The 13,806-nt window shown below is 65.3% G+C and carries 11 protein-coding genes; 5 read left to right on the top strand and 6 right to left on the bottom strand.

Going from position 1 to position 13,806, the window contains the following annotated elements; all coding sequences use genetic code 11:
* Nucleotides 1-47 precede the first annotated feature (47 nt).
* Entirely contained in the window at nt 48-1,379 is a 1,332-nt protein-coding gene (gene phoR / locus K6T56_10135) for a phosphate regulon sensor histidine kinase PhoR (protein ID MCL6556708.1), read from the top strand.
* Nucleotides 1,380-1,399: 20 nt separating this feature from the next.
* Here the strand turns inward: phoR and K6T56_10130 are convergent, their stop codons facing one another.
* The 4 genes from K6T56_10130 to K6T56_10115 form a co-directional block, all read right to left on the bottom strand.
* Complete coding sequence (locus K6T56_10130; GenBank protein MCL6556707.1) at nt 1,400-3,031, bottom strand: hypothetical protein; 1,632 nt, start codon at nt 3,029-3,031, stop codon at nt 1,400-1,402.
* 126 nt (nt 3,032-3,157) lie between these two features.
* Nucleotides 3,158-6,976, bottom strand: coding sequence for a DUF3683 domain-containing protein (locus K6T56_10125; protein ID MCL6556706.1), 3,819 nt, complete (start codon nt 6,974-6,976; stop codon nt 3,158-3,160).
* Nucleotides 6,977-7,052: 76 nt separating this feature from the next.
* A complete protein-coding gene (locus tag K6T56_10120; protein MCL6556705.1) occupies nt 7,053-7,445 on the bottom strand; it encodes a DedA family protein in 393 nt (130 codons plus the stop codon).
* 35 nt (nt 7,446-7,480) lie between these two features.
* The gene (locus tag K6T56_10115; GenBank protein ID MCL6556704.1) at nt 7,481-7,999 is read right to left on the bottom strand and encodes a TlpA family protein disulfide reductase; all 519 of its coding nucleotides are present in this window, start codon (nt 7,997-7,999) and stop codon (nt 7,481-7,483) included.
* A gap of 198 nt (nt 8,000-8,197) precedes the next feature.
* Here K6T56_10115 and hemJ point away from each other — a divergent pair, with 198 nt between their 5' ends.
* A complete protein-coding gene (hemJ, locus tag K6T56_10110; protein MCL6556703.1) occupies nt 8,198-8,611 on the top strand; it encodes a protoporphyrinogen oxidase HemJ in 414 nt (137 codons plus the stop codon).
* Nucleotides 8,612-9,772, top strand: a complete 1,161-nt coding sequence (locus tag K6T56_10105; protein ID MCL6556702.1) for a methyltransferase — start codon at nt 8,612-8,614, stop codon at nt 9,770-9,772.
* A gap of 5 nt (nt 9,773-9,777) precedes the next feature.
* Here K6T56_10105 and K6T56_10100 read toward each other — a convergent pair whose 3' ends face one another.
* Both K6T56_10100 and K6T56_10095 read right to left on the bottom strand, forming a co-directional pair.
* Nucleotides 9,778-10,914 (bottom strand): PilT/PilU family type 4a pilus ATPase, encoded by a 1,137-nt coding sequence (locus K6T56_10100; protein MCL6556701.1) that lies wholly within the window; start codon nt 10,912-10,914, stop codon nt 9,778-9,780.
* Between the two features lie 71 nt (nt 10,915-10,985).
* Nucleotides 10,986-12,023, bottom strand: coding sequence for a type IV pilus twitching motility protein PilT (locus tag K6T56_10095; protein MCL6556700.1), 1,038 nt, complete (start codon nt 12,021-12,023; stop codon nt 10,986-10,988).
* Between the two features lie 194 nt (nt 12,024-12,217).
* On the opposite strand from K6T56_10095, the gene K6T56_10090 reads away from it, so the two are divergent.
* Together K6T56_10090 and proC are read left to right on the top strand one after the other, a co-directional pair.
* Nucleotides 12,218-12,916 carry a YggS family pyridoxal phosphate-dependent enzyme gene (locus K6T56_10090; protein MCL6556699.1) on the top strand — a complete coding sequence of 233 codons (699 nt, stop codon included), beginning with the start codon at nt 12,218-12,220 and terminating at the stop codon, nt 12,914-12,916.
* A gap of 49 nt (nt 12,917-12,965) precedes the next feature.
* A complete protein-coding gene (gene proC / locus K6T56_10085) occupies nt 12,966-13,781 on the top strand; it encodes a pyrroline-5-carboxylate reductase (protein ID MCL6556698.1) in 816 nt (271 codons plus the stop codon).
* Nucleotides 13,782-13,806 lie beyond the last annotated feature (25 nt).

Below are 13,806 nucleotides of genomic sequence, written 5' to 3'. Positions count from 1 at the left end.
TCGCCGGCGGCGTGCCATAATCTCTCAATTCTGTCCCGTCCTTGCCCATGTCTGATCTCTGGACGCGCGCCCTTGGCGCGCTCGCCCTCTACGTCCTCGGTGCCCTGATTCTGTGGCCGCTGGCAGGGGCCACCGTGGCGGCCGTTTTCCTCGCCCTGGCGATGGCCGGCCATGCCCTCTATCACCTGCGCCAGTTGGCCAAACTGGCCCGGTGGCTGCGCGATCCCCAGCTCAGCACCGTTCCCCAGGCGGGCGGCGCCTGGGGCGATGTGTTCGCGGAGCTCTACCAGATCGTGCGCCGGCAATCGAAAAGCCGGCATCAGTTGTCGGAGGCGCTGGCCCGCTTCCGTCGCGCCGGCGAGGCCATGCCCGACGGCGTGGTGATCCTGGACGAAAACGATGAAATCGAGTGGCTCAACCCGGTGGCCGAGCGGCAGTTGGGGCTCAACCTGGAAACCGATGCCGGCCGGCCCATCACCTATCTTCTGCGCCAGACCCAGTTCCACGAGTATCTCGCCGCGCAAAACTACGCCGAGCCGCTCATTCTGAAATCCGCCCGCAATCCCGAGCTCACCCTCTCCATCCAGCTCGTGCCCTTCGGTGCCAAGCAGAAGCTGCTCATTTCCCGCGACATCAGTCGCTTCGAGCAACTGGAGACGGTGCGCCGGGACTTCGTGGCCAATGTGTCCCATGAGTTGCGCACCCCCCTCACCGTGGTGGGCGGCTTCCTCGAAACCCTGCACGAACATCCCGACCTGCCGCCGGAAGAACGCAACCACCAGATCGAGCTCATGCTGGAGCAAACCCGCCGCATGCAGAGGCTGGTGGAGGACCTGCTCACCCTCTCCCGCCTGGAGAGCGCGTCCAACCCGTTGCAGGAAGCGCCGGTGAACGTGCCGGCACTCATCACCCGCCTGCTCAGGGAAGCGGAAAGCCTCTCCCGCGGCCGCCATCGGGTGCGCGCGGAGATCCACAGCGACGCCTGGCTGATGGGCGCGGAAGGGGAGCTTGCCAGTGCCTTCGGCAACCTCATCAGCAACGCCATCCGCTACACGCCGGCCGGGGGCGAAGTGGTGCTGCGCTGGGAACGCACCGGGGATGGTGCGCGCTTTTCCGTGCGGGATACCGGCATCGGCATCGAGCCGCAACACATTCCCCGCCTCACCGAACGCTTCTACCGTGTCGATCGCAGCCGTTCCCGGGAGACGGGCGGCACGGGGCTTGGGCTTTCCATCGTCAAGCACGTGCTCACCCGCCACCAGGCCCGTCTGGAAATCCAAAGCGAAGTGGGCAAGGGCAGCACCTTTGCCGCCTGTTTTCCTGCAAACCGCGTGATCGCCCCCAAGGAGCGCAGCGCTTTGGCGGAGGAGCGCGGCTAGCGCACCGTGGGGACGAAAAATTAGCCGCCGCCCGCCTCGAAGGTCACCCGGTCGAAATCGCTGCCGTGATGGAGAAGGCCGGTGAGCTTCACCGTGAGCCTGTCCTCGAAAAGAAGCTCCAGGGGCCGGTTGGGGCTATACCAGCCCAGGGGGAGGATGAGGCTCGCCGGCACCTTCAGGCGGGGAATCTCCGGCAACAGAAAGGCGGGTTGATACTTGGCCTGCAGGGCGGAAATCAGCACCGGCGGGCGTACGCCCACCGCCACCGGGATGCCGGGAAAGCTGTGAATCCCCATCTGCAGGGTGCCATCGGGACGATAACGCAACCAGCGCACCTCGCCGAGGACGAAACTTTTTGCATCCGGCGGCCGCACGGCAACGAGCTGGTTTTGCTGGATGCGTGCCCCATGCACCCCTTCCGCCGCCAGGCGGAAACCCAGCGCCGACTCATCGACGATGCGCCAGGTCTCCAGCGCATAGCCGCGCTGGGATGCCACCAGTTTCGCCGTGTGCGTGGAGACGTGCCCGAACACCTGCAGATCCTGCATCGCCTGCCAGGAGAGTTCCGGCGCCTCCCCCGGCTGACGCAGCGGCTTTTCCCCATTGCAGTAGAAGTGGATGGCGGGAATCGTGAACGCCACCTGGGCTTTCGCCTCGCCGGGTCGGCGTTCGTAGCCGCGGATGGGCAGCGGTTCGCACCACTGCTGATAGAGCATGGTGAGCAACGCCTCGCAGGCGGGTTGCACGCAATCCTCGCCCACGTCCAGCTCGCCGGGGCTCCCTCCCTTGCGCAGATGGCGGATGCGCTTGAGGAGGGTCACCGCGAGCTGGTTGGTATCCAGATAGCGGAGGGTTGCGGGGGGCGCCGGCGGCTCGATCATGGCCGGCCCCGCCGCGCACGCCAGGTCCACGGTGATGGGCGAAAGCCGCAGTTCCGGGTAAAGCGGCTGCGGCTTTTCCTTCACCACTTGCACCCGCGCCGCCCATTTGCCCAGCCAGCGGTCGATCTGGGCGAGCTGCCGCGCCGTCAGATGATAGGGATCGGCCAGCGCCGTGAGGAGGATCGCCCCATAGGCCGCCTCCACGGAAGAAATGTCGAAGAGCGGGTTTTGCGCATCCTTCACCGCCTGCCGGGCGACCCCTTCCTCCTCCGCCAAGGCGTAGGTCTGGTGCACCTCGCGCCAGAGTTTTTCCGGCACCGGCTGGTAGGCGTGGTGATATTCGAGGATCTGCCGGCCCAGGGCATGCATCAGGCGCTGACAGATGAACCCCAGATAGGTCTGGAGCTCGGGCTCCCCGGCCTGCAGACTTTCCAGACAATGCTGGTAACCCCTGGCCAGCGCCGCCCACAAGGCAAGCACCTTGCGCCAGAGGGAGAGCTCGGTGTTGTCGAAGGGCAAGGGTTTGCCGGCGTACTTGCGGCTCTGCTCCCCCTGCAGGTAGAGGATGGGCTCGCGCAGGATCTCCATCACCTTGAGCCGTTCCACCCCGCTCATGGCGTAGGTGTTGACGAGCTCCATCTGCACCAGCATCTCGGCATGGGCCGCCGGTACATTGGTGAGCGGCAGGCCCTGCAGCCACTGGCGGGTAGTCTGCGCGTCGGAGATGTGGGGCCGGGCCGTCTGCATTTCGCCGCTGCCAGGAAAAGTCATGACGTGGACCTTCAGGGGCCGATGCGATGACGATATCCTAGGAGCTTTGCACAGCCGCTTCAAGCGCCGCCCGCGGCGGCCCCGTCTTCCGTCTTGGCCAGCCGGCGCCGCGCTTCAAGGGCGGCTCTAGAGCAGCACCCTTTCGATGCCGCCGGCGGTGGCACGCCGGATATAGTCCTGCATCCAGTTCTCGCCGAGGATGTGGCGGGCAAGTTCCACCACCAAGTAATCCGCCACCAGACCTGTATCCTCCTCATAGCGGGCAAGCCCCTGCAGACAGGAAGGACAGGCCGTCAGCACTTTGATTTCCGCCGTTGCCTCCTCCGCCTTGATCATCTCCCGTCCGGCGATGAGCTCCTCCTCCTTGCGGAAGCGCACCTGGGTGGCGATGTCTGGGCGGCTTGCCGCCAGCGTCCCGGCCTCGCCGCAACAGCGGTCGGACAGCCGCACCCGTGGTCCCACCAGGCTTTGCGCCACCTTGAGGGGTGGGTGGGTTTTCATGGGCGTATGACAGGGATCGTGGTAGAGGTAATGCCGGCCGCTGATGCCGTCCAGGCGCACACCCTTCTCCATGAGGTACTCGTGAATGTCCAGTAGGCGGCAGCCGGGGAAGATTTTCTCGAACTGATATTTCAGCAACTGATCCATGCAGGTGCCGCAGGAGACGATGACGGTGCGGATGTCCAGATAGTTGAGGGTGTTGGCCAGCCGGTGGAAGAGCACCTGGTTGCGGGTGCTGATGGCCTGGCCGCGATCCTCGAAGCCGGCCGCCGTCTGTGGGTAGCCGCAGCACAGGTAGCCTGGGGGCAGCACGGTGATGGCTCCCACATGCCACAGCATGGCCTGGGTGGCCAAGCCCACCTGGGAAAACAGCCGTTCCGAACCGCACCCCGGAAAGTAGAACACCGCTTCCTGGTCCTCCTGGGCCCGCGCCGGATCGCGGATCACCGGCACGATGCCGGGATCGGTGAGACCGAGCAGTGATCGCGCCGTGCGCCGCGGCACTTCGGCGGGCAGCGGCTTGTTGATGAAATGCACCACCTGGGCAGGCACAGGCGGCGAGCCTACGGTGGCCCGCGGCCGTTTCTCCCCGGGCAGAAGGCCGAGCCGCCGCACGAGGGTGTGGGCAAGACGCTGGGCGCGGTAACCCCACTCGATGAGGGCCTTGCGCAAAAGATGCAGGGTGGCCGGATCGGTGACGTTGAGGAAGAGCATGGACGCCCAGGTGCCGGCGTTGAAGCGCTTCTGCCCCTGATGGCGGAGGAAGTTGCGCATGGCGATGGATACATCGCCGAAGTCGATGTCCACCGGGCAGGGGTTGGCGCATTTGTGGCAGATGGTGCAATGGTCGGCCACGTCGTTGAATTCCTCGAAGTGGCGCAGGGAAACGCCGCGGCGTGTCTGCTCCTCGTAGAGAAATGCTTCGATGAGCAGCGAGGTGGCGAGAATCTTGTTGCGGGGGCTGTAGAGGAGATTGGCCCGCGGCACATGGGTATTGCACACCGGCTTGCATTTGCCGCAACGGAGGCAGTCCTTGATGGAATCGGCGATACGCCCCACCTCCGACTGTTCCATGATCAGCGATTCCACTTCCAGGAGATTGAAGCTGGGCGTGTAGGCGTTGCGCAGGTCGGCACCGGGCAGAAGTTTGCCCTGGTTGAAATGACCCGCCGGGTCCACCCGCCGTTTGTATTCGGCGAAGGCGGAAAGCTGCGCCGGCTCGAGGAACTGCAGCTTGGTGATGCCGATGCCGTGTTCCCCCGACACCACCCCGCCCAGCGCCTTGGCGAGGGCCATGATGCGCTCCACCGCCCGGTTGGCGGTGGCCAGCATTTCGTAATCGTCCGAGTTGACGGGAATGTTGGTATGGACATTGCCGTCGCCGGCATGCATGTGCAGGGCAACGAACACCCGCCGCCGCAGCACCTGCCGGTGGATTTCGTCGCAGCGCTCGAGGATGAGGCGGAAACCCCGCCCGGTGAAAAGCTCCGCCAGCGGCGCTCGCACCTCCCGCTTCCACGACACACGCAGACTGTGATCCTGCAGGGCGCGGAACACCGTGGGCGCCGTTGCTCCCCGGGCATCAGAGAGGTGGGCGAAGGCCGCGGCGTAGTCCGCCAGCGGGGCGTCGAGATGATCCCGCAACCACTGCCAGCGGCGCCGCACCGAATGGATGAGATCGAGGGCGCGGTGGCGGCGGGTCTCGGTGAGCTCGGGATCGGCGAAGGCGTCCTCATCGCGGCTCATGGGCAAATCGCCGCGGAAAAAGCTTTCCAGCTCGTCGAGGAGCAGAAGCTTGTTGGCGATGGAAAGCTCGATATTGATGCGCTCGATGCCATCGCTATAGTCCGCCAGACGCGCCAGCGGAATCACCACGTCCTCGTTGATCTTGAAGGCATTGGTATGGGCGGCGATGGCGGCGGTACGCGCCCGGTCCAGCCAGAAGGTGCGCCGGGCCTCCGGGCTTGCGGCGATGAAGCCTTCGCCCCCGCGGGCATTGGCCAGACGCACGATGTGGGAGGCCGCCTCCCCCACTGCCTGCTCGTCATCGGAAACGATGTCGGCAAGCAGCACCATGTTGGGACGTTGCGGGCGGTTGGCCTTGGTCGCATACCCCACCGCCTTCACATAGCGCGCATCCAGGTGTTCCAGCCCCGCCAGCCGCGCCTGGGGATGCCGGTCAAGATAATCTTTGATCTCGACGATGGCCGGCACGGCCTCGTGCACCTGGCCGAAAAATTCCAGGCAGACGGTGCGGCCGAAGGCCGGCATGCGATGCAGGATGAAGGTGGCGGAGGTGATGATGCCGTCGCAGCCTTCCTTCTGGATGCCCGGCAGACCGGCGAGGAATTTGTCGGTGACGTCCTTGCCCAATCCCGCCCTGCGGAAGGCGCGCCCGGGAATTTCCAGCACCTCCTGGCTTTCCACCCCCTGGCCGTCCGCCCCATGGCGGGTGATGCGGAAGCGCGCCACCTCGACTTCGTGAATCTTGCCCAGGTTATGGTCCAGACGCTCCACGGTGAGCCACCGCCCCTGCGGGTCCACCATGCGCCAGGAGGCGAGATTGTCGATGGCCGTGCCCCACAGCACCGCTTTCTTGCCGCCGGCGTTCATCGCCACGTTGCCGCCGATGCAGGAGGCATCGGCGGAGGTGGGGTCCACGGCGAAGACGAGTCCCGCCGCCTCCGCCGCCTCCATCACCCGCCGCGTCACCACACCGGCACCGCAACGGATGACCGGCACGGGCGTCGCCACACCGGGCAGCATGACCCTTTCCACGCTGCCGAGGGTATCCAGCTTTTCCGTATTGATGACCGCCGAAAGCTTGGTGAGGGGCACCGCGCCGCCGGTGTAACCGGTGCCGCCCCCGCGGGGGATGATGGTGAGTCCCAACTCGATCAGTGCCCGCACCAGCGGCGCCACCTCCTCCTCACTGTCCGGCGTGAGCACGACGAAGGGGTATTCCACCCGCCAGTCGGTGGCGTCGGTGACATGGGAGACCCGGCTCATGGGATCGAAGGCGATGTTGTCGCGGCGGGTGAGGGGGGAAAGTTTCTTCAGTACCCGCGCCCGCAGAAGGCGGGTGTGTTCGAATTCCGCCGCGAAGGCATCCACCGCCTGGCTGGCGGCGGCAAGCAGCCGCGCCACCTGCTCGTTACCCTGGCGGCGCGCTTCGATTTCCCGCAGACGGTGACGCAGGGCGCCGATCAGCGCCTCCCGCCGGCGGCGGTTGGCGAGCAGATCATCCTGCAGATAGGGATTGCGGGAGACCACCCAGAGGTCGCCCAGCACCTCGAAGAGCATGCGTGCGGAGCGGCCGGTGCGGCGCTCGCTGCGCAGGGCATCGAGCACCTGCCACATCTCTTCCCCCAGGAAACGGATGACGATTTCCCGGTCGGAAAAAGACGTATAGTTGTAGGGGATTTCCCGCAGGCGGGTGGTCATGGCGGCATCGGGCAAAGCGGCATTTTAGCACCCGCCCCGCAGCTCGCCGCTCAAGGCGCGGGGCTTGCCGCCGCCATCAAAATCCCGCCGCCCAGGCCACCACCCCATAACGCGCCAGCTTGCCCGCTGCCATGAAGAGGGCACAAAGCCAGGCATTGAGGCGCAACCATCCGGCGGCGAGGGGCAGGGCATCGCCCACCACCGGCAACCAGGCAAAGAGGAGAGCAAGGCTTCCAAAGCGGCGGACCCAGGCAAGCGCCCGCCCTTCCGGGGCGCGCGAGGGCAAAAGCCGCCCCATCAGATAGGAGGTCATGCCGCCCAGGGTATTGCCCGCGGTCGCCACGGCAAGGGCCAGCGCCGCGCGGTCGGGGTGAAAACGCAGAAAGGCGAACAACGCCGCTTCCGACTGCCCCGGCAGCACGGTGGAGGAAAGAAAAGCCGTAAGGAAAAGCCCCGCAAGGGAAAGCATGCCGCCTCACCGCGGCGACCGGCGGCATGCCCCGCTCACAGCAGGGGCTCCACCAGGGCGCGCAAACGGCCGTAATGCACCTGGCCGTGCACCTTGTGCCGCAAGCGCCCCTCCCGATCGAGGATGTAGGAGGTGGGCAGGCGGCTTACACCCCCGAAAGCCTGCTGGATCGCCACATCGGCCATGGCGGCGGGAAAGGTGTAACCATGCTCCCGCATGAACGCCGCCACCCGCCCCGGGTCCTCATCCACACTGAAGGCGACGATCTCGAAGCCCCGCTGGCGGTGATCCCGATAGAAGCGCTCCATGGCGGGCATCTCGTGGCGGCAGTAGGGACACCACGTGGCCCAGAAATTGACCAGCACCACCTTGCCCCGCAAATCGGCAAGCGCGTGCACCGCGCCATCGAGGGTGGTGAAGCGCACCGGCGCCGGTTCCCCACTCACCGTCTCCACCCACGCCGGCGGCCGGAACCAGAGATAGACGATGAGCCCCACCAGGAGCAAAGGCACCAGCTTGCCGTTGTGGCGTCTGTAAAAGGCTTTCCAATCCAAGGGACCTTTCCCCGAAATGCGGTCCTGCAAGTTTAAACGAATACGATAGACGAAACGGGAAAGACGCGCTGACCGGTGATCCCCGTTTGACAGACAGCAGAAGCCCAAGTTGGGCACCGGCGGGTCTGGTAATGGGCTGCGCACCCTCCCCCGAGGCTCAAGGCGCTGCGGTATGATGCGCCTTTTCGGGAGTGAACGATGCTCTGGGTCAAGGCGTTCCATATCATCTTCATGGTCACCTGGTTTGCCGGCCTGTTCTACCTGCCGCGGCTTTTCGTCTATCACGCCATGAGCGAGGATGCGCCTTCCATTGCCCGCTTCAAGATCATGGAACGCAAGCTCTACTACGGCATCATGACGCCGGGCGCCGTCCTCACCGTGCTTTTCGGCTTGTGGCTGTGGCTCGGTTATGGCATCGAGGGCCGCTGGCTGTACGCGAAGCTGGCGCTCGTCGTCGTGCTCATCCTCTATCACCTCTGGTGCGGCAGACTTCTGCGGGATTTCCGCAACGACGCCAACCGCCACAGTCACGTCTGGTATCGCTGGTTCAACGAGTTTCCGGTGGTGATCCTCATCAGCGTGGTGATCCTGGTGGTGGTCAAACCCTTCTAGATGGACACGCTGGAAAATTTTTTTGCCACCTGCCCCCGGGGGCTGGAGGAGGTGCTGGCCGCAGAGCTCAGAGGGCTTGGCGCGACCGCTGTCGAACCCACGCCGGGGGGCGTCGGTTTTGCCGGCCCCTTCCCCCTCTGCTACCGCATCAATCTGCAAAGCCGCATCGCCGGCCGCGTCCTCTGGCGCATCGCCACCGCCCCCTACCGCAGCGAGGATGACATCTACCGTGTGGCAGGCGACGTCCCCTGGTCATCCCTGTTCACCGTCACCCAGACTTTCGCCGTCGCCACGGTCGGCCGCCACTGTCCTTTGCGCAGCCTCCACTTCGTGGCCCTGCGCATCAAGGATGCGGTGTGCGACCACTTCCGCGCGGTCTGCCAGGCGCGGCCCAGCGTCGATACAAAGGCGCCGGAGGTGCGCATCCACGCCTTCCTCGACGAGGCGCGGCTGAGTCTTTATCTCGACACCTCGGGCGAGGCGCTGTTCAAGCGAGGCTGGCGCAAGTCCAAGGGCGAGGCGCCCCTGCGGGAGAATCTGGCCGCCGGCATCCTGCACCTTGCCGGCTGGCAGCCCGGCGTGCCCCTCTTCGACCCCATGTGTGGCAGCGGCACTTTCCTCATCGAGGCTGCCTTGATCGCCCTCGACATCGCCCCCGGGCTGGGCCGCCGCTTTGCCTTCGAACGCCTGCGCAATTTCGATGCCGCCTCATGGCAAAGGATGCAGGAGGAAGCCCGCACGGCGGCAAAAGCGCCGGAGCGCTTACCCATCTGGGGGGCTGATCGCGATGCCGCCGCAGTGCGCCATGCGCAGGCAAACCTCGTCGAAGCCGGGCTTGCCGGAAGCGTGGAAGTGAAACAGGAGGATGTGCTCGACTGCCACCCGCCCGCGGCGAGCGGGCTATTGGTGACCAACCCGCCCTATGGCGAGCGCATGGGGGAGGCCCAGGCCCTGGCGGCGTTTTATCCCAGGCTCGCCAGCGTGCTCAAACAGCGGTTCGCCGGCTGGACGGCCTGGTTCTTCACCGCCGATCGCCGCATGCCCCAGCTCATGCGCCTTACCCCCTCCCGCCGCATCCCGCTCTACAACGGCCCGCTGGAGTGCCGCCTCTACGAAATCCGCCTGGTTGCGGGCAGTAACCGGCGGCGGGCCACTCCCTGACGCCCTCAGATGATGTCCAGGTGGTTGATGTTGGACATGATGTCCCGCTCCTTGGCCTCCTGGCCGTGGAGCTTGATCTGCAGGCGCAGGTCGTTGACCGAATCGGCGTTGCGCAGCGCATCCTCGTAGCTGATGAGGCCCGCCTCGTAAAGCTCGAAGAGGTGCTGGTCGAAGGTCTGCATGCCAATCTCGCGGGATTTGGCCATGACTTCCTTGATTTCGTGCACCTGCCCCTTGAAGATGAGGTCGGAGATCAAGGGCGAGTTGAGCATGATTTCCACCGCTGCCACGCGCCCCTTGCCTTCCCGGCGCGGAATCAGCCGCTGGGAAACGAAGGCCTTGAGGTTTAAGGAGAGGTCCATCAGCAACTGATCCCGTTTCTCCTCGGGGAAGAAGTTGATGATGCGGTCCAAAGCCTGATTGGCGCTGTTGGCATGCAGGGTGGACAGGCACAAATGGCCCGTCTCCGCGAACTGGATGGCGTATTCCATGGTTTCGCGGTCGCGGATCTCCCCGATCAGGATCACGTCCGGCGCCTGGCGCAGGGCGTTTTTCAGGGCAGAGAACCAGTCGTCGGTATCCACCCCCACCTCCCGCTGGGTGATGATGCACTTCTTGTGCTCGTGGACGTATTCGATGGGGTCTTCGATGGTGATGATGTGACCCTGGCTGTTTTCGTTGCGGTAGCCCACCATCGCCGCAAGCGACGTGGATTTGCCCGAACCCGTGCCGCCGACGAAGATCACCAGCCCCCGTTTGGTCATGGCCACGTCCTTGAGCACCTCAGGCAGGCCGAGCTCCTCGAAGGTGGGGATGACCGAGTTGATGGTGCGCAACACCATGCCGGTGCGGCCCTGCTGGACGAAGGCATTGACGCGGAAACGGCCGATGTCGGGGGGCGAGATGGCAAAGTTGCACTCCTTGGTGGACTCGAATTCGTAGGCCTGTTTGTCATTCATGATGGCGCGCGCCAGCTCCACCGTGTGCTGCGGCGTGAGGGTCTGGTTGGAGACGGGCACCACCCGCCCGTCGATCTTGAGCGCAGGGGGGAAGCCGGCGGTGATGAAGAGGTCCGATGCCTTCTTGCTCACCATCAGGCGCAACAGGTCATGCATGAATTTCTGGGCTTGTTCGCGCTCCATGAATTCCTCCTTCGAATTTGCCGGCCATTTCGGCCCCGATCATGCCCGCCGCAATACCCCTTACCGGTGCCTCAGAACTTGGCGTCCTTGCGCGCCGCCTTGGCGGCCTCCGCTTCGGAGATGATGTTGCGGCGCACCAGATCGGCCAGGCACTGCTCCATGGTCTGCATGCCCACGTTCTGACCGGTCTGGATGGTGGAGTACATCTGCGCCACCTTGTTCTCGCGGATCAGGTTGCGGATGGCGGGCGTGCCGATCATGATCTCGTGCGCCGCCACGCGGCCGCTGCCGTCCTTGGTCTTGAGCAGGGTCTGGGCAATCACCGCCCGCAGCGACTCCGACAGCATGGCGCGCACCATCTCCTTTTCCGCGGCCGGGAAGACGTCGATGATGCGGTCGATGGTCTTCGGCGCCGAGCTGGTATGCAGCGTGCCGAACACGAGATGGCCGGTTTCCGCGGCGGTAAGGGCAAGACGGATGGTTTCCAGGTCACGCAGCTCGCCCACCAGGATGACGTCCGGGTCCTCGCGCAGGGCGGAACGCAGCGCGTTGTTGAAGGAAAGCGTATGCGGTCCCACCTCCCGCTGGTTGATGAGGCATTTCTTCGATTCGTGGACGAATTCGATGGGATCCTCGATGGTGAGGATGTGACCATACTCCGTCTCGTTGATCTCGTTAATCATCGCCGCCAGTGTGGTGGACTTGCCGGAGCCGGTCGGGCCGGTGACCAGCACGAGCCCGTTGGGGTGGTGACAGAGATCCTTGAAAATCGCCGGTGCGTTGAGCTGCTCCAGGGTCAGCACCTTGGAGGGGATGGTGCGGAAGGCGGCAGCCGCACCCCTTTGCTGCACATAGGCATTGACGCGGAAGCGGGCGAGGTTGGGCACCTCGAAGGAGAAATCGACCTCCAGATTCTCCTCGTAGAACTTGCGTTGCGCATCGTTCATGATGTCATAGATCATGCTGTGCACCCCCTTGTGGTCCAGGGGTTCCACATTGATGCGCCGGATGTCGCCATTGACCCGGATCATCGGCGGCAGGCCCGCCGAAAGATGCAGGTCGGAAGCCTTGTTCTTGACGGTGAAGGCAAGCAGATCAGCGATTTCCATTTATAATCCCCCGCGGGTGAGTGCGCGATGCGCCTTGCCGATGGGTAGCCCCCGGCCACCCGACAATAACGGCCGTCGCGGCCGTTTCTTGAGGAAAATCCTTCGGCCGGTCAACCTTCGGCCCGCCCTGCCGCGGTCAGGCCGGAACGCCGGGCGGACCTTGCACCCATTCCTCGAAGCTGGGCCGAAGCATTATGACGACAATCCAAACGGCATTGCAAGGCGTCAGGCGCCGCATCGAGAAGGCCGCCGCCGAATGCGGCCGCGATCCCGCCACCATCACCCTGCTCGCGGTGTCCAAGACCTTCGGCGCTGACGCCATCCGCGCCGCCTATGCCTGTGGCCAGCGCGCCTTCGGCGAAAGTTACGTTAAGGAGGCGCTCGCCAAAATGGCCGCGCTCAACGATCTTGCCATCGAATGGCATTTCATCGGTCCGGTGCAGAGCAACAAGACCCGCCCCATCGCCGAACACTTCGCCTGGGTGCACAGCGTGGACCGGGAGAAAATCGCCCGCCGGCTGGCGGAACAACGCCCCGCCAGCCTGCCCCCCCTCAACGTCTGCGTGCAGGTGAATGTGAGCGGGGAAGCCGCCAAAAGCGGGGTGGCGCCGGAGGCGGTGGCGCCGCTTGCTCGCTTCATCGCAACACTCCCCCGGCTGCGCCTGCGGGGCCTGATGACCATTCCCGAGGCCACACCGGATGTCACGCTGCTGCGGCGCCGCTTTCGCCTGCTGCGGGAGCTCAAGGACGCCCTCGGCCGCGAGGGGCTTGAGCTGGACACCCTGTCCATGGGCATGTCCCAGGATCTGGAAGCGGCGGTGTGCGAAGGCGCCACCCTGGTGCGGGTGGGCAGTGCCATTTTCGGCGAACGGCGGAAAACGGCAAACCCATGAAACGTGAGGAGCACGGGGGCGCAACGCGCCCAGGGAAAAGGACTTCATCATGAACATCACCTTCATCGGCGGCGGCAACATGGCCAATGCCCTCATCGGCGGACTTCTGGGCCGCGGCTTCAGGGCCGCCGAGCTGCGCGTGGTGGACCCCGACCCGCAGGCGCGGGAGCGGCTTCAACGCCAATACGGCCTCATCGTTGAGCCGGCAGTGGATGCCGGCGTTCTGGCCTGCGACATCGTCCTTTTGGCGGTGAAACCCCAGCAGTTGCGGGAGGTGGCGAAGACCCTCGCCCCCCACCTCAAAAACCAGCTTGTGATTTCCATCGCCGCCGGCGTGCGCGCCGCCGATCTTTCCCGCTGGCTCACCTATCGGCGCATCGTGCGCGCCATGCCCAACACCCCTGCCCTGGTGCAGGCGGGCATCAGCGGCGTCTACGCCCTGCCCGAAGTGGGCGAGGCGGAACGCAGGCAGGCGGCAACGGTGCTGGAAGCGGTGGGCGAGGTGGTCTGGGTGGCGCGGGAGGAAGACATGGATACCATCACGGCGGTATCCGGCAGCGGGCCCGCCTATGTCTTCTATTTCATGGAGGCGCTGGAGGAAGCCGCCATCCGCCTCGGACTGTCCGCGGCGCAGGCCCGGCAGCTCACCCTCGCCACCTTCGCCGGCGCCGCCCGCCTGGCCGCCAAAAGCCAGGAGGACCTGGCCACGCTGCGTGCCCGCGTCACTTCCCGCGGCGGCACCACGGAACGGGCGCTGGCCAGCCTGGAAGCCGCTGCGGTGCGGCAGGCCATCATCGACGCCGTGGGCGCCGCCGCGGCCCGTTCCCGGGAACTGGGGGACGAGCTGGGCCGCAACGGCGGATGACATTTTTGTCATTTCACCCTGGACG

Source organism: Burkholderiales bacterium, assembly GCA_023511995.1.
Taxonomy (GTDB): Bacteria; Pseudomonadota; Gammaproteobacteria; order Burkholderiales; family Thiobacteraceae; genus Thiobacter.
The sequence above is the reverse complement of the archived record's forward strand: the minus strand, read 5'-3'. Positions and strand labels throughout refer to the sequence as shown.